Origin of the sequence: Paraburkholderia phytofirmans OLGA172 (assembly GCF_001634365.1) — a bacterium.
In the GTDB taxonomy this organism is placed as follows: domain Bacteria; phylum Pseudomonadota; class Gammaproteobacteria; order Burkholderiales; family Burkholderiaceae; genus Paraburkholderia.
Map to the genome: position 1 here is coordinate 1,537,373 of NZ_CP014578.1, position 15,020 is coordinate 1,552,392.

General features: G+C 60.1%; 14 protein-coding genes. 10 read left to right on the forward strand and 4 right to left on the reverse strand.

All coding sequences use genetic code 11. The features are described from left to right. Positions 1–7: 7 nt before the first annotated feature. Both AYM40_RS06600 and AYM40_RS43605 read right to left on the reverse strand, forming a co-directional pair. On the reverse strand, positions 8–565 hold the full coding sequence (locus AYM40_RS06600) for a hypothetical protein (RefSeq protein WP_063495524.1): 558 nt from the start codon (positions 563–565) through the stop codon (positions 8–10). A gap of 428 nt (positions 566–993) precedes the next feature. Continuing rightward, positions 994–1,122, reverse strand: a complete 129-nt coding sequence (locus tag AYM40_RS43605) for a hypothetical protein (protein ID WP_420488464.1) — start codon at positions 1,120–1,122, stop codon at positions 994–996. Between the two features lie 989 nt (positions 1,123–2,111). Between AYM40_RS43605 and AYM40_RS06610 the strand changes: the two genes are divergently transcribed. The 9 genes from AYM40_RS06610 (at position 2,112) to AYM40_RS06645 (ending at position 10,858) form a co-directional block, all read left to right on the forward strand. Further along, on the forward strand, positions 2,112–3,998 hold the full coding sequence (locus AYM40_RS06610) for a KAP family P-loop NTPase fold protein (RefSeq protein ID WP_063495525.1): 1,887 nt from the start codon (positions 2,112–2,114) through the stop codon (positions 3,996–3,998). Further along, entirely contained in the window at positions 3,998–4,825 is an 828-nt protein-coding gene (qatB, locus tag AYM40_RS43425; RefSeq protein ID WP_063495526.1) for a Qat anti-phage system associated protein QatB, read from the forward strand. The genes AYM40_RS06610 and qatB overlap by 1 nt, the downstream gene beginning before the upstream one ends. Next, positions 4,822–6,108, forward strand: coding sequence for a Qat anti-phage system QueC-like protein QatC (gene qatC, locus AYM40_RS06620; protein ID WP_063495527.1), 1,287 nt, complete (start codon positions 4,822–4,824; stop codon positions 6,106–6,108). Before qatB ends, qatC begins: the two co-directional genes overlap by 4 nt. Further along, a complete protein-coding gene (gene qatD / locus AYM40_RS06625) occupies positions 6,105–6,839 on the forward strand; it encodes a Qat anti-phage system TatD family nuclease QatD (protein WP_063495528.1) in 735 nt (244 codons plus the stop codon). Before qatC ends, qatD begins: the two co-directional genes overlap by 4 nt. 130 nt (positions 6,840–6,969) lie before the next feature. Then, positions 6,970–7,203, forward strand: coding sequence for an AAA family ATPase (locus AYM40_RS38080; RefSeq protein WP_082854971.1), 234 nt, complete (start codon positions 6,970–6,972; stop codon positions 7,201–7,203). Next, the gene (locus tag AYM40_RS06630) at positions 7,200–7,799 is read left to right on the forward strand and encodes a TIR domain-containing protein (RefSeq protein ID WP_148662121.1); all 600 of its coding nucleotides are present in this window, start codon (positions 7,200–7,202) and stop codon (positions 7,797–7,799) included. The genes AYM40_RS38080 and AYM40_RS06630 overlap by 4 nt, the downstream gene beginning before the upstream one ends. 217 nt (positions 7,800–8,016) lie before the next feature. After that, positions 8,017–8,823, forward strand: coding sequence for an IS5 family transposase (locus AYM40_RS06635; protein WP_063495529.1), 807 nt, complete (start codon positions 8,017–8,019; stop codon positions 8,821–8,823). A gap of 179 nt (positions 8,824–9,002) precedes the next feature. After that, complete coding sequence (locus tag AYM40_RS06640; protein WP_236720907.1) at positions 9,003–10,409, forward strand: SIR2 family protein; 1,407 nt, start codon at positions 9,003–9,005, stop codon at positions 10,407–10,409. An 8-nt stretch (positions 10,410–10,417) separates the two neighbouring features. After that, positions 10,418–10,858: a TIR domain-containing protein gene (locus AYM40_RS06645; RefSeq protein ID WP_063495531.1), complete on the forward strand. Its 441-nt coding sequence runs from the start codon at positions 10,418–10,420 to the stop codon at positions 10,856–10,858. Between the two features lie 473 nt (positions 10,859–11,331). Here AYM40_RS06645 and AYM40_RS06650 read toward each other — a convergent pair whose 3' ends face one another. Both AYM40_RS06650 and AYM40_RS06655 read right to left on the reverse strand, forming a co-directional pair. Next, entirely contained in the window at positions 11,332–13,179 is a 1,848-nt protein-coding gene (locus tag AYM40_RS06650) for a phage integrase family protein (protein WP_063495532.1), read from the reverse strand. 531 nt (positions 13,180–13,710) lie between these two features. After that, complete coding sequence (locus AYM40_RS06655; protein ID WP_148662122.1) at positions 13,711–13,980, reverse strand: hypothetical protein; 270 nt, start codon at positions 13,978–13,980, stop codon at positions 13,711–13,713. Between the two features lie 655 nt (positions 13,981–14,635). Between AYM40_RS06655 and AYM40_RS06665 the strand changes: the two genes are divergently transcribed. After that, on the forward strand, positions 14,636–14,914 hold the full coding sequence (locus AYM40_RS06665; RefSeq protein WP_063495535.1) for an HU family DNA-binding protein: 279 nt from the start codon (positions 14,636–14,638) through the stop codon (positions 14,912–14,914). Positions 14,915–15,020: the final 106 nt, after the last annotated feature.

Consider the following 15,020-nt stretch of genomic DNA (forward strand, 5'->3'; position numbering starts at 1 on the left):
GGCTGGCTTACTTCTCCCAAAACGGAATATGATAGCCGTTTCCGTACTCTTCATTTCCAACGCGAATGCACGTCACCGTCTGTCCGCTCGGAAGTTTGCAATTACTAACGGAAAGACGGCCACCGTGACTGCTTAAAATATCGACTGTGCGTTGAAGTTCGGCTCTTTGGTTTTCGAGGCGACTTATCGAATGCGCAGTGAGTTCGTACCAAAGCGCCATAGTCATCGCGGTAACGACCAGCGCGGGAGCGAAGATAAACAAGCCCGCCTGCCTCGCAGCACGCCGAAATGCCTGCGCTGCCTCGTCAGCCTGAACATTCGCGTCCTTAATGCGTTTCGTAAGTATCTCAGCCGCAACGTCCACTGCTTCTCTAAGGTCTTTATTGACTTCCGCAGAAACACTGGCAGGCAGTCGCCTCCCTTGCTCAGCGAGATCATTCGACACGCGGTTCATCGTCTTAATCGCGTCTCGCGTCAGCTTTTGGTCGCGAAGCGCGGCCTCCAGCAATGTCGAAAGTACGTCATGGGCATATGCGACATCGTCAGAGGCTGAATGATGGTCCATCTCGTCCAAGTTCCAAAGTTTTCGACAATCCTCTATGCTTCAATGCTCGGTTATCCGTGTGGTTGCCGGAAGAGTCGGAGGGGTATTCAACCCAATAACGGCTGTGCTTCAGATTTTTTTAGCTGTTGCAGCGAAGGGCGAAACTGTAAGTTCGCGGGTGCGGAAAGTGGCCGTCCCGTTGCCCGATTTCGTTATGGTTGGCAACCGGCGTATTACTGACGTAAAACGCAGCTACGCCCGCCGTCGGTTATGGCCGAACCATACTCGACGGACGTCTGGGAATCCGATGCGCTCCAGTCCTTCGCGTTGCGGGTTCGAAGGTCGGGCGATCGACAACAACCTGCCCGCTTCGCCCGAAATGAGTTGCGACAGAAGGCGTTCGCACGAGCGCTTGCGTACATCTGATTGTGCGGCCAGCGTCGACCACACTAGAGTTCAGTCTGTTCTGAGATCTCCAGCGCGTCGTCGACTTCGATGCCAAGGTACCTGATCGTGCTTTCGAGTGTGCCGTAGACTGTCGGATCAAGTCCTGCTGCGCCCACCCATCGACCTATCATCCGGGCGTCCTGCAGGGTCGAAAGACGCGGGGAGGCCGACAGTCGACTCGGGCAGAGGTACTACTCCGATCGTAGCGCGGCCTTGTCGAGCCACGCTCGAACTGCCGACCGGGTCGGCTCAGTCAACACAAATTGCACTGGACGCAGGTTCTTTCGCTCAACGACTTGCGCCCGCGCTGCGACCTGATTGACGTGGGGTGACATTGCGGACGCGCAGCCTGACGCGGTCACAGCCACGTAGTTGGCGTTCGATTGCGAGGTTGAATAAGGCAAGATCGCGGACAGCGAGAGCGTTCCGGAGGTGAATACGGATGGCCCAAACGTCTTTGGGTCTGAGCGGCGGCTTCTGGCCGACCGGCTTGCTTTTTTCCACACTTCGCGGGATTGTTCGGTCTTCATGGCACACCCCCGCAAGAGAGATGGGAGTTCTATTGTGAAACTGCGCCCGCACCATTACTGTTCGCAATCGCGCCGATCATTGCCCGCCAACCTCAGCGCATTCCCCATCATCCTGACTCAACGACTCATACGCATCGAAACATGCCTAGATGAATGGCAGAGGCGTTACGGCCTTTTGCTCACGCTCGGCGATAAAGGCGGCGCGTCGGCTGCACGCCGGTTTGCTGTCGTTCGCAAACCAAAGTCGGCGAATGGCGCTTCTCACTGTTAATGAGTGGGTCTTCCCGACCCGATAGCGGGGTTTCGGCCGACGGAGTCGTATAGCGTTCCGCAGCGGTGGCTGTCAGTTGGGTCGCTCAATCCAATCAATACTATCAGCCCAGAACGGACAACCAAACGGCTGCAAGATAGTGCGGCGCCAACGCTGCGACGCCTAATCCAACACGAATGTAAGTCGGCGTAAATTCTGCTACAGTGGCGCGCGCAGGGTGCGTCTAAACCAACGCGCCGTTATCCGCTGTAGCTCATATGCCGACAAAAAATGAGGGTAGTCGTATCGACTGCCACGAGTACGAACAGGGGAAGAAAAGATGTGGCACGACATCGAGGCAGAGGTTGACCTACTCAATTTTGGTTTGGTAGCAAATGCGGCTGCAAATTTGATCAAAGACGCTGGCGATACGCCGGTCACCATCGGTATCTCCGGCGGATGGGGTGCTGGGAAATCGACTCTCGTAAAGCTCGTTCAAGCGCAGTTGGAACAAGGCGCAGGAAAAGACAATGAGAACTCTCCCTACATCCTCATGGAGTTCAACGCGTGGCTGTATCAAGGCTACGAAGACGCTCGTCAGGCGCTACTCCAAGCGGTCTCAGACCGCCTTGTCGAAGAGGCAACGAGGCGCAAAAAGTTCGTCGACAAAGCAATAGATTTCGCCAAGCGTGTCAAGCTGCTGAAGTTTGGACGAATCGTCGCGCCAGTAGTTGCACATGTTGCCGTCGGCACTGTCGCAGCGGGCCCTCTCGGAGCGTTGTTCGGAGCGGTGAGCGGTCTTGTGCAAGGGTTGTCCGATGAAGAAAAGCGCACGGAAAACCTAAAGGCAGTTCAAGAAGCGTATGCAGAGCTCTCACCGGAGCTCAAGGAAGTGATTGGGGAAAAAAAGGAAGCGTCCCTGCCCAAGGAAATTGAGGGACTGCGTACGGCATTTGCCGCCCTCCTTAAAGAGCTCGATGTCCGTCTGGTGGTCCTTGTAGACGATCTCGATCGATGCCTCCCTACCACCGCCATCGGCACATTGGAAGCAATGCGCTTATTGCTGCATGTCCAACGGACCGCCTTTCTGATTGCCGCCGACGAAAGCATGATTCGTGGCGCGGTCCGGGCGCATTTCAAGGGCGTAGAAATCGAAGAGGGTCTCGTCACCAGTTACTTCGACAAGCTCATCCAGATTCCGTTGCGCGTCCCGCGTCTTGGCATCAATGAGGTCAAGGCATATCTCGCGCTCCTGCTGACGGACCTCGCCGCGCGCAAAGGAAAGCTTCCAAGAGAGGCCCATTCGATCGGGCAAGCAGCGGTGCTCAAGCTGCTGAAGAAGTCGTGGTCAAAGGGTATAACGCGCGAGCTTCTTGATGATGCGTTCGCACCGCAAAAAGCGGCCGTAGCCAAAGAATTGGATATCGCCGACCAGCTAGCGCCGCTGCTAGTGACTTCAGCTGAGATTGCTGGCAATCCGCGTCTCATTAAGCGATTCCTGAACAACCTTATGATTCGGCAGACCATCGCCGAAGAGATGGAGATGCCGCTCGCTCTGGAAGAGTTGGTCAAGGTTCAGTTGTTCGAACGTTGCGCATCGACCGCCGCATTCGAATTCCTCACCAAAGCGGTAGCCGCAAATCCAGAAGGCAACGCCGAATTTCTGACCGCGCTAGAGGACGCTGCACAAAAGGCCGAAAAGTACGAGCCACCACACCCATCGTGGACCGGCCAATTCTACGAGCAGTGGCTCAAGCTCGCTCCGCGTTTGGCAGGCAAGAACTTACAGCCAATCTTGCATCTCAGCCGTGACCGCAGTTTGGGGTTGGCAGCCTACGACGAACTGTCTGCTGAAGCCAAGAAAGTCTTGGAAGCTGCCATGGAGGCGACTGAGCGGTCGGCAATGCTTGTCAAACAACTCACGGCCCTCGGCGAAGGAGATGTCTCTCGAATACTCAACCGCGCGATCCGCAAAGGTCGCGAAAACCAGTGGGAGTTCGAAGACATCGTGCGGTGCCTTCATTGCACCGAGGCCCATCCGGCGATGGGGCTTCAACTCGCACCAGCGCTCTACGAGGTTCCGGGCAACAAGCGCAGTGTGGCGCTCATGCCTCTGCTCAAGTCGCTTCCTTGGGCGGCCGCTCTGTTGCAAGATTGGGAAGGCGACCCAGAGACGGACGAGAGGACGCGCAAGTACCTGCAGAAGCAGAAGAAGGACGCAAAGTAATGGGAACCTCCACATCCAGTACGGGACCGAGCAGTGGTGTTAGCTTGGACCCGCCTTGGCTAGACGACGTAGTTGGCGAGATTGGCAGCGGCAGCACGGTGGTACCGAACGACGGAGACCCTCCTGCTCCTCCCTCAGCCCCCAACGGGGACGCTCCGCCAAATCGATACGGTGATGCACGCCGCGAGTTCGGGAAGTTCGCCAGAACGGGCGATACGCGACATCTGCGAAATGCTGTAGCGCATTACTCGCGTCGAGGTAGCGGCGGTGCCAGTGCCACTGCCGGCCGCATGCGCGCTTCAACCAGCGCGGGTGCAGCGCTGTTCTCGTTCCTGAACGCTGTCAGCCAAGGCACGACTGGCGAGGTCCGCAAATGGGTCGATGATCTGCGAGCAAGCAACCCGTCGGCGGAAGACGTGGTGGACGTCATTGTTCGGGAACTGGCCCCTCCCGGCGGTAGCGCAGACGAAGAGTCATTCCGCGACGCTATGGACTTAGCCGTGTCCGAGCTCATAAAAGACGACCCAACCATTGACCCTTTGAGTATGGGAGTCGACGACATTTGGGAACTGTTGAAGGGCTTCTTAGCCATCGAAACGGGCAATCGGCTCTGCTTCGACCTGGGTCCTATCTTCGAAGGCTCCCAACTTGAACCGCGAACAGTCGTCTTGCGGGAAAAAGAGATGCGCCGTTTTCTAAAAAACGAAATTGGAGCGCATGTCGACATGCTGCGAGGTAGCGTTGCCAATCCATCGCGCTCCCAACTCGACAGCATCCTGCAGGATGCACTGAAGATGACCTTCGAACTGTTTGAGGCTGACCTATGACGAAGGTCTTCTGCGCGCCCAAGGACAGGATTCCTGAAGACCGCCGCGCTGACACGACGTACTTCTCGATGTACGCACATGACGGGCTGCTTGATGTGAGCACCGTTGGAACATCGCTCATTGATGAGATCAAGAAAGCGGGCTTGGTGCCGGGTACAGCAAGTTGGGACTTTTTGACTCTGGCCTTGGCGGTCAACGCTGCGGACCATGCGGTAGAGCGCAATCTATCGGCCGACGGCTGGACGAGGTCCATCGAACTTGAAGTGACCCTCTATGAGCCTGCGCCCTTCGTGCATTTGACTGCTGCGATCGAGCAGGCGCTGCGCTTCTTGACGGGCGACTTCTGGCGGTTGAGCTTCGTCGACGGCGGATATCCGCCACCGATCTCCAGACAAGCCGTGGTACATGACGCGGACTGCGTATCGCTTCTGTCGGGCGGACTCGACAGCCTGATTGGGGCTCTAGACCTAACCGCTCAAGGCAAGCGCCCTATTTTTGTCTCGCACATCGCTAAGGGGGACTCGGAAACTCAAGTCCTGTATGCGAAAACACTCGGTGGCGGTCAGCGCCACCTGCAGTGGAATCAGAACATTTGGCTTAAGCCGAAACGGGATGGAGAAGGCTCAACGCGTGGTCGGTCTATCGTCTTCTTCGCTTTCGCAGCTCTTGCGGCCGACAGCCACGCACGGGCGACGGGCGTTAATTCCGTCGACATCTTCGTGCCGGAGAACGGCCTTATCAGCCTCAACGTACCGTTGACAGCCGGCCGGATTGGGAGCTTGAGTACCAAGACTACGCACCCAGTGTTCATGCAGCGACTACAGGCTCTCTGGGCTCAACTGGAGATTCCTGCGACTTTGCAACTCCCCTATGCGACAAAGACCAAGGGAGAGATGATGGACGAGTGCCTCGACCCAGATCGACTGAAGGAATTGGCGGGAATGTCAACAAGCTGTGGTCGCTATGCTGTGTTCGCATTGCGGCACTGTGGTCGTTGCTTGCCGTGCATGGTTCGCCGGTCAGCGTTTCTGAGATCGCGTATCCCGGATACCACTGCCGTGTACGTCCATCCCGATTTGAAGGCTGCACAGCCCGAAAAGGGCGCAAACGACGTTGCGGCGGTGGCCATTGCCGTGGCCAAGATGGAAGACGAAGGAATTCGCGTCTTCACGGCAGGGCAGTTTGTCTTCGCGGAGACATCTCGTCGCGCTGCCTTCGAAGGAGTTGTCGAGCGCGGACTGCAGGAACTGGGGGTCTTGCTGCTCGCGCACAAGGTCCTATGATCGACTTCCATTCCCATCTTGACCTGTATCCTGACGGCCTTGCATTGGCACGTGAGGTAAACCTCAGGAACGACTTCACCCTCGTTGTGACGACGAGTCCGCGTGCGTATTACGCGACGTCGCGCGTGTTCAGCGAGCTGGCGAACATCCACGTCGGACTCGGTCTTCATCCCGAGGTTGCCGAAGCAAAGGCTACGGAATTGGACGCATTGGTGGCTGGTATCAAGGGGGCTCGATTCGTTGGCGAGGTGGGGCTGGACGGGTCGCCGAGATTCCGAAGGTCCCTCGATCTCCAGGGACGCATCTTCCGCGCGGTACTCGGGGAATGCGGTCAACAAGGGGGCCGAATTATCAGCATTCACTCGCGCGGGGCGGCGCAGCGGACCATCGACGCCTTGGCGACAGCTGGTGATGTAGGCGTTCCGGTGCTGCACTGGTTTTCTGGAGGGATAGCTGAACTTCGGGCAGCGTCGCGACTTGGCTGTTGGTTCAGTGTGGGACCTGTCATGCTAGCGAGTGAGAAGGGTCGCGGCCTCTTGAGTCACATGTCGTTGGACCGTGTTCTCCCCGAGACCGACGGGCCTTTCACCTCTGAACGAGGGCTTGCTCTGATGCCATGGGATGCTTGGAGCATTTGCTCGACCCTTTCAGAGGTGTGGGCGATGCCCCACGAAGCCGTCCAGGAGCAGTTGCGAAGCAATCTCCGGCGATTGCTCTCCGATAAAGCCTGACTGATTGTCGCGATGACGCCTTCTTGTACATCTTGTACAGTTTCTCGTCTGCCGCAGTCTGATTACGTCCGACTCCATGCCTCGTAGCCATTCCCGACAACAGCATTGTTCACAAATGTAGTTACACTAACTGCGCGCTCAAGGTTTCCGACGGTTCGCCAACGTGACGCTCCAATTCAAGGATAGCTTGAACGTCATCATCGGCCCGAACTACGGCGGCAAGACGGCCGTAGTAGACGCGCTACGAGTGCACCCATCTGCAAGTGATGAAGGGAGTCTTAGGCTGACTGTACTCGATCTGCATCACCTGAAGATCGGCGCACGAAGCACACATGCAACAAGAATTGGCGTAAAAGAACAATGAGACGCTGTAAATCAACGACCAAATCCGGACGTCGCTGCCTCAACCAGCCTTTGGCAGAAAGCGATTTTTGTAGGATCCATCATTCTGATTTATCGGCAAGCGGGGCGATCGCCGTTGGTGCGGGCGCCTTGCTTGGGAACAGCATCGCTCCCGGGGTAGGTGGCTTGTTGCTCGGTGGAATCGCAGCTCAATTGGCCCGGACGCTGCTCAAGAGGGAAAACGAGACAAAGACGCGCGTATTCGTGAGCTTTGACTTCGACAACGACCGAGTGCTAAAAGACTTTATTCTTGGACAGGCCAAGCTGCAGGACTCTCCGTTCGAGGTCGCCGACTACTCCCTAAAGGAGGCGGCGCCTGAGCGCGACTGGGAAAATAAGGCGCGTGCGGCAATTAGCCGTGCCAACATCGTCGTTGTTATGGTTGGACCCAAGACGCACAAGGCGCAAGGCGTTCTCAAGGAGGTGGCGATGGCGCGTGTAGCGGGCGTCAAGATTGTACAGGTCATCGGGTATAAGGACGGTGACTACACCGCGGTGCCGAATGCCGGCCGGCTGTACGCATGGAACTGGGAAAACCTCAAGAAGCTGTTGGGCTAAAAGATCGAACGGAGTGCGTTCGCGTGGCTAGGTGGCTGGGCAATGCAACATGGTCGTCACTATTCTGCTGATCGGCTCGCCAAGCTATCAGTGCCGCGAATATGGCTTCGTACTGCGCGACCGACAGCATCATAAACATGCTAATTGCATCATTTCCCTACTATCCCGTCCCTAGAGGGTGTTAGGAACTTTGAGTTAGACCTGGTATCCTGGCGGAATGAAAAACCGCAGGCCATACCCAACGGATGTGTCGGATGAAGAGTGGTACTTCGCCGCTCCGTACCTGACCTTGATGAACAAAGACGCGCCGCAGCGCCGCTACGAACTGCGCGAGATGTTCAACGCGCTGCGCTGGATCGTACGTGCGGGTGCGCCGTGGCGTTTGTTGCCCAATGATTTTCCACCGTGGGAACTGGTCTACCAGCAGACGCAACGCTGGATTCAGGCAGGCTGTTTCGAGGCGATGGTGAATGACCTGCGTTCGATCATCCGGATCGCACAGGAGCGCCGTGGTCAACCCAGCGCGGTCATTCTCGACGGGCGGACCCTGCAGTCGACATGCGAGAGTGGGCCTCGCGCCGGTTACGACGGCTACAAACGCAAACGCGGCAGTAAGGTCCACATGGCGGTTGATACTTTGGGGCAGTTGCTTGCTGTGCATGTTACGCCGGCCAACGAACAGGAACGCGCGCAGGTCGGAGAACTGGCGCGTCAGGTTCAGCAGGCCACGGGCCAGACGGTCAAGGTGGCGTTCGCCGATCAGGGATATACCGGCGAAGAGCCTGCGCAGGCGGCACTCGACGAAGGGATTGAGCTTCAGGTAATCAAGCTGCCGGAGGCGAAGAAGGGCTTCGTGCTGTTGCCGCGCCGCTGGGTGGTCGAGCGCAGCTTCGGCTGGCTCAACCGGTTCCGACGACTGGCCAGAGACTACGAACGATTGCCCGAAACCTTGGCTGGTTTGCATTTCGTCGTATTCTCCGTGCTTATGCTTGTTCACTTTGCAACCCTTAACAAAAGTGCCTAACACCCTCTAGTTGATATAAAGAGTGGATTGGGGGCAAAATTCTTCGATCGGCAAATGTTACACTCGCTTCGAGCCGAAAAGTGCAAACATGTCTGATTTTCGCAGGAAGCGGAGTATCAACCTCGGCCTAATGAAAGCAATTAATAGAGGAACATGTGCAAAGAGACCAAATAAAACTAGTGGAGACCCTGTCTAAAGAGCTCGAAGAAGGAAACCTCGCAATATTCGCTGGCGCGGGATTTTCCCGCGGGGCAGGATACGTCGATTGGAAAACGTTGCTAAAGCCGATTGCAGACGATCTCGATCTTGATGTGGAAAAGGAATGGGATCTTGTCACATTGGCGCAGTACCACACAAACGTCAATCACACAAATCGAGCAAAGCTCAACCAGCTTCTGGTGACGGAATTCTCTACGGATCTCGCGCCGACGGATAATCATCGCATTCTTGCTAGGCTACCGATCTATACGTTCTGGACAACAAATTACGACAAGCTTATCGAATCGTCTCTTGAGTCGAACGGAAAAATTCCTGACGTCAAGTACACGGTCAAGCAGCTGGCGACGACGCGTCGCCATCGAGACGCCATTGTCTACAAGATGCACGGTGACGCCGACCACGCATCGGAAGCTGTGCTGATTCGCGATGACTACGAGCGCTACCACCTTGCAATGCAGCCGTTCATTACTGCACTGAGCGGCGACTTGGTGTCGAAGACCTTCTTGTTCTTGGGGTTCAGTTTCACCGACCCGAATCTTGAATACATCCTCAGCCGTGTCCGAATCCAGTATGGAAAGGACCAACGGCAGCACCATTGCATTCTGCGGCGCGTAAGCCAAGATGCGGGCGAAAGCAAAGCCGACTTCGAGTATAGGCAGCGGAAAGAGAAGCTGTTCGAAGGAGAGCTGTTGCGCGTTGGCATTAAGACGACCTACGTTGACGAGTATGGTGAGATAACGACTATCCTGAAAGCTGTTGAGGACAAGCACAAACGGCGAACGATTTTTGTCTCGGGAGCTGCGCACGATTACTCGCCGTGGACTCAGGCCGAGGCGGAGAAGTTTGTGTACAACCTGAGTCGCGAAATCAGCAAGGCAGACTTCCGGGTCATCTCGGGGTTTGGTCTCGGTGTCGGCAGTGCGGTCATCACGGGCGTCCTTGAGCAGACCATCATGAACGGAGGGCGCCTCGGCAGTGAGCAGTTGGTTCTGCGACCGTTTCCCCAGACTCAGTCTGGAACTCGGCCGCTCCGAGAACTGTGGCGAGAGTATCGCCATACGATGATTGACCATGCTGGCATCGCCATCTTCCTATTTGGGAACAAGCTGCAAGGCGATATCGTTGTCGAGTCGAACGGAATGCGCGAGGAATTCGACATTGCTCGCGAGAAAGGTGTCTTCGTTATCCCTGTCGGTATTACCGGCTCGATAACCCGAAAGTTTTGGGAAGAGGTGCTGGCAGCTTTTGATCCAACCACGCATCAGAACGGCGCTCAAATACTGCCGCTCCTGCAGGCTCTTGGCGACGACAAGACGGATTTCGACGCCGCCACGGAGATTGTGTTGAAACTTCTACGAATCATCTAGGGACAAAAATGGCAAGAAAAGTCTTCTTTAGCTTCAAGTATGACGATGTTCAGCGTGCCATGAATGTGCGCAATAGTAACGTCATCACGGGTGCAATCAAGTCGGGGTTCATCGATAAGGCGGACTTTGAAGAGGTCGAGCGCAAGGGCGACAATGCCATCAAAGCATGGATTGACAAGCAGCTCGAGGGCACGACAGTCACGGTGGTGCTGGTCGGCGCGAATACGAACAAGAGTCGATGGGTCAAGTACGAGATTGACCAGAGTATCGCTCGGGGAAATGGAATCCTGACCATCGATGTTAGCAAGATCAAAGGTCTGGACGGGAACACCACTGAGTGCTGCAGCCTGCGCGTCAAGGGGTACAACCACTACCTGTGGAACAACGGCAACGGTAGGGATAACCTCGGTAAGTGGGTCGAGGACGCAGCTGTAGCCGCAGGCAAATAGTTGGCAGTTGTGCTCGGGTCGCCGGTTTCAGCGGCCCACCCCAATATGGTCGGTCGGACTGGAGGGCGGGAGTGTGAGCTCGCTCATACGGGAAGCTGCCGGTCGGCTGTTCGATGCCCGGCACTGACAGCAATCCGCCACCTTGCTGACGTAGAACCCAGCCCGCCCTGACGTCGGCTAAGGCCGAGGACCTGCCGGCAGCCGGACAGCGAAGGGCCGCCGTGCGTTTGCAAGGGTCCCCTCTGTTCATTTCAGTCCGGTCGCCAAGGCGTGGCGGCTGGGGTGGGAGGAGAAAGTCCCCGGCCTCGGATCCAGACCGGGGTGGCCGGACGCTCATCACGGGGTCCGGCCTGAGCTGGAAAAGTCGGTATCGGCGCGCCCGGCGCGTCCGGCATGCGCGGGTGCCTTGCCGTTCACCGATGGCGCAGGTGACTGGGCTGTTATCGCCAGTTCGTCACCGAGGCGGGCTGCGGCTACCGGGCAGGGCGCGATGCGGGCTCACGGGTCGAAGCCGGCCGCGCTGGCAGACGCCGGAACGCCGCGCCAACCTGGCGGGCGCGTCTGGCCTCGTCCCCGTGCAGGTAAGTCGAGGTCGTCGCAATCGACGCATGACGCAGGTTGTCGCGCACCGCGACGAGTTCGACCCCCGCGTTGAGCGCGTGGGTCGCGTGCGTATGCCGCAGCCAGTGCGGGCTCGCGTGCCGCAGTTTCCCGGCGAGCGCCGGGTCGCGCGCTTCGATGCGCCCGGCCGCCGCCTCAAAAAATGCCCCCAGCACCTGCCGCAGCCGCGTCGCGCTGATGCCGGCGCCCGGGCGGCCCGGTGCCTCCGGCGGCCGCGCATCGTCTGCTTTCACGAGGGCACCGACCAGCGGCGTGGCCGGCTGCCAGCGCGAACGCGTGACCGGCAGGCCGCGTGCTTTCAGATACGACCGCAGCGCCTCGCGTGCGAGCGGCGGCAGCGCCACCTTGCCGGGCTCCGCGCCCTTGCCGGTCACCTGCAACCATGCATCGTCGCGCGCATCGGTCGCGATGTCGCCGAGCGTCGCGCTCACGAGCTCATGCGCGCGCAGTCCCGTCGCATAGCTGAAATCGAGCAGGAAGCGCAGGCGCTGCGCGGCCGGTGCGCTCCAGCCAGACCACCCGGTTGACCATTCCAGCCCGTCGGCGAGGGCGCGGACGGTCCGCCATTCGGCGTCGGTGAGACTGCGGGCTGCGTCTAACGGACCGTGACTGCTGGCGCCGCGCACCCGGATGCCGGCAAACGGATTGGCCAGCACATAGCACTGCTCGATGAGCCAGCGGAACAGCGCGCGGATGACCGATAGCGCATACGCCGCCGAGCGGGGCGACAGGCCGTGCGCAAACGGGCGCCATCCGGCGGAGCGGCGCGAGCAGGGCGGTCCGGTCCAGCGCCCGCGCGGCGCCGGCCGTCGCAGGAACGCGCGGTAGGCGATTGCATCGTCGGTCGTGAGCGATGACAGCGGCTGCTGCCATTCGACAATCGCCCACAGCATCAGCCGCTCGGCTTCCTTGCGGTACGCGCGCTGCGTGTCGGCCGACTCATGCAGGGCGAGCCACGACTGGATGGCCCCGTAATCATTGGTGGCGCCCAGCAGGCAGGCTTCACGCGGAGCACGGAAGCGGCCGCGTGAGCCGTCAAGGTCTTCCGGCAGGACGAGGTGTTCCCATGGGACGACCAGGGTCTGCTGTTCATCCGGCGCGGGCTGCGTCGCCTCTACCAGCTGCCGCGCGTGAGCAGTAAGGCGCGGGTGCGCAGCAAAGAACGTCTCGATGGTCCGGGCGCCGGTCACACCGAGCCCCGGGATGCTGCGCCACCAGCGCCGCCGCCGCGGCACCCGCAGCGTCAGTTCGGCGGGCGTGCGGATGTGCTGCGCGTGCAGCGCGCGGACGGCGCGCGGCGCCAGCCACCTCGAAATGTCATCGGTCAGTCGCGGCTGCGGGATGGGCGCGGTACGCAGGATGTCGATCGCGTGGACGACCGCAGTCGCGTACCGGGTCCGGCTGGCCGTCTCATGGTCGAACAGCTGCGCAAGGTCGTCGCGCTGCCGGGAACGTGCAAACGTGACCACCGTGCGGCGGATCCGGCCAATCAGGCTGCGGGACGACTGGCCGTCGATGCGGAGGTGGGGGAGGTAGTGCGTGACGGCGGCGCGCGCGGTGAGACCCTCGTACCAGGCGCGCAGCGCAGCGAGTGACGCAAGGTCAGGGAAGGGAGGCGCAGCGGGGTCGGTGACATCGGCCCCGGCCGGGATGCCGGGGGAGGGGCGGCCTCGCCCGGAGCGGGGCGGCGGCGTTTTCATATGGGGAAGTTTAGGTCAGCGATGATGCTCTTGCGATAAAGCTATTTATCGCAAACGACCTATCGGGTCATGCACCCTGGCGGCGGGTCACGCGGCACCGCACGGGCCCAGGGCGACGGGGTCGGCGTGCCCGTCAGTGGGTTTCACGTGGGTCTCAGGTGGGTCGTCAGGCGGGGCGTGCGGGTGCGCGGGGCCGGGGCCGGACCGCCGCCCGGTCGGCTGCCGCAGTCGTGAAAAAACTGGTTGGCAGCCCGAACGGATTGGCGATGGCCCGACAGGGGCACCCCAAGGGCAACCGGGGGCGGGGGATGAAAGGGATGCCGGAACCGGGCGGCGGCCACGGGCCCACCCGCACGGCGCCTCCTCACCCGTGGACGACCTTTGGGGGACGGGCGCGGCCGCCCCCTGTCATGCAGGCTTCGTGGGTGCGCAGCGGCACCGGGGTGAGGCACCGCGGTGACCCGTTGGAGGCCGCCGCCTGAAGCGAGCCCGCCGCCGCCTGGCCGGGGCGGACAGGCCGGGGCGCCCGCGTCAGGGTTTTTTGCCGACAGTGTTTTCTGCCGATCCGCGCTGGGCCTGCTTCAGTTTGTTGGCCGCCAGGTCGCGCCGCCGGCGGGATTCCGCACGCGTCCCGGGCCGGTTCAGGAGGCGGTCGAACGCGTGGACCTGGATCCATCGGGCCGCGCCCCGTCGCGGGTGCTGCACCCTGCGGCTGAACACCCGGAAAGACGCGGCCGCGAAGCCAATGGCGAGAACCGGAATTGCCAGGACAACGGCTGCATGCACGGCATTGATGCTCATCACCGGCCCCCAGGCCTGAAGCACGCCAGGCTGGCTGCGACGCCACGGTAATTCGATGCTCTGTTGCGTCGTCCAGCCCCACGCGGCCATGGTAGCACGCGCGGTGACGGCTGCCCCGGAGGCCGAGCACACCAGGAAGCCGACCGGGAGTGGGGTATGACGCGGCCTTCGCCGCGCAGATGCGTCTCAAAGCCAGCGCGGCAATGAAGGGGTCGATAGTTGGGGCTATCTACCCCTTCATTTGCGGACACTGGCCGTTATATGGACCGGATGACGTCGCCGGATGGCATCCTGGCGTGATGACGCGGTGCGCCGACCGTGACCTGAGGACGCGGGACTGGATTTGTGACCGCAGCCGCGAAGCGCGCGGCCACGCGCAATAGAAGACTTTGAAAACGCAGAGACGTGCCCGGCGGTCTGCGGCGGTCGACCCTCGGGGAAGACTGGCTCCGGCGCAGAACCCGGGCGTTGACGTTTCGCGGTCAGCGTCCTCGACCGTGCCCAGGACAGATTCCCCTGGCGACTTCACCCGGTGCGTGCCCGGCACGACAGGACGACGGGCCTGTCGCGGACCACATGCCGCTGTGTGCCGATTGCGCGAAGGCGCGCCGATCGGGTAGGGTGACGAGATTTCAACCACAACGAGGAAGTCACAATGAACAAGCAGGAACTGGTGGATGCGGTCGCCGCGAAGACCGGAGACAGCAAGGCCGCGACGGGCGAGACGATTGACGCGGTGATCGCAGCCATCACCGGTGCGCTGACGAACGGAAAGACGGTGCAACTGATCGGCTTCGGCTCGTTTTCCACCGGTGCGCGTGCCGCGCGGGTCGGTCGCAACCCGGCCACCGGCGCCGAGATCCAGATCCCTGCGGCGAAGACCGTCAAGTTCACGGCGGGCAAGGCATTCAAGGATGCGGTGAACGGCGGCTGAGAGCGGGCGAACCGTCGGCAGGCTTCCTGCCGGCGGTACTCAGCGGGGCACGTCGACCCCACCGTTGGCTGGCGTCAGGGAGCGGGCGTGATTGTGCAAAGAGCCT

Coding starts and splice junctions, on each gene's coding strand:
- qatD (WP_063495528.1), top strand. CDS start 6,105: ATGATCGACTTCCATTCCCATCTTGACCTGTATCCTGACGGCCTTGCA.
- AYM40_RS06610 (WP_063495525.1), top strand. CDS start 2,112: ATGTGGCACGACATCGAGGCAGAGGTTGACCTACTCAATTTTGGTTTG.
- AYM40_RS43605 (WP_420488464.1), bottom strand. CDS start 1,122: ATGATAGGTCGATGGGTGGGCGCAGCAGGACTTGATCCGACAGTCTAC.
- AYM40_RS06645 (WP_063495531.1), top strand. CDS start 10,418: ATGGCAAGAAAAGTCTTCTTTAGCTTCAAGTATGACGATGTTCAGCGT.
- AYM40_RS06630 (WP_148662121.1), top strand. CDS start 7,200: ATGAGACGCTGTAAATCAACGACCAAATCCGGACGTCGCTGCCTCAAC.
- qatB (WP_063495526.1), top strand. CDS start 3,998: ATGGGAACCTCCACATCCAGTACGGGACCGAGCAGTGGTGTTAGCTTG.
- AYM40_RS06655 (WP_148662122.1), bottom strand. CDS start 13,980: ATGAGCATCAATGCCGTGCATGCAGCCGTTGTCCTGGCAATTCCGGTT.
- qatC (WP_063495527.1), top strand. CDS start 4,822: ATGACGAAGGTCTTCTGCGCGCCCAAGGACAGGATTCCTGAAGACCGC.
- AYM40_RS06635 (WP_063495529.1), top strand. CDS start 8,017: ATGAAAAACCGCAGGCCATACCCAACGGATGTGTCGGATGAAGAGTGG.
- AYM40_RS06650 (WP_063495532.1), bottom strand. CDS start 13,179: ATGAAAACGCCGCCGCCCCGCTCCGGGCGAGGCCGCCCCTCCCCCGGC.
- AYM40_RS06665 (WP_063495535.1), top strand. CDS start 14,636: ATGAACAAGCAGGAACTGGTGGATGCGGTCGCCGCGAAGACCGGAGAC.
- AYM40_RS06600 (WP_063495524.1), bottom strand. CDS start 565: ATGGACCATCATTCAGCCTCTGACGATGTCGCATATGCCCATGACGTA.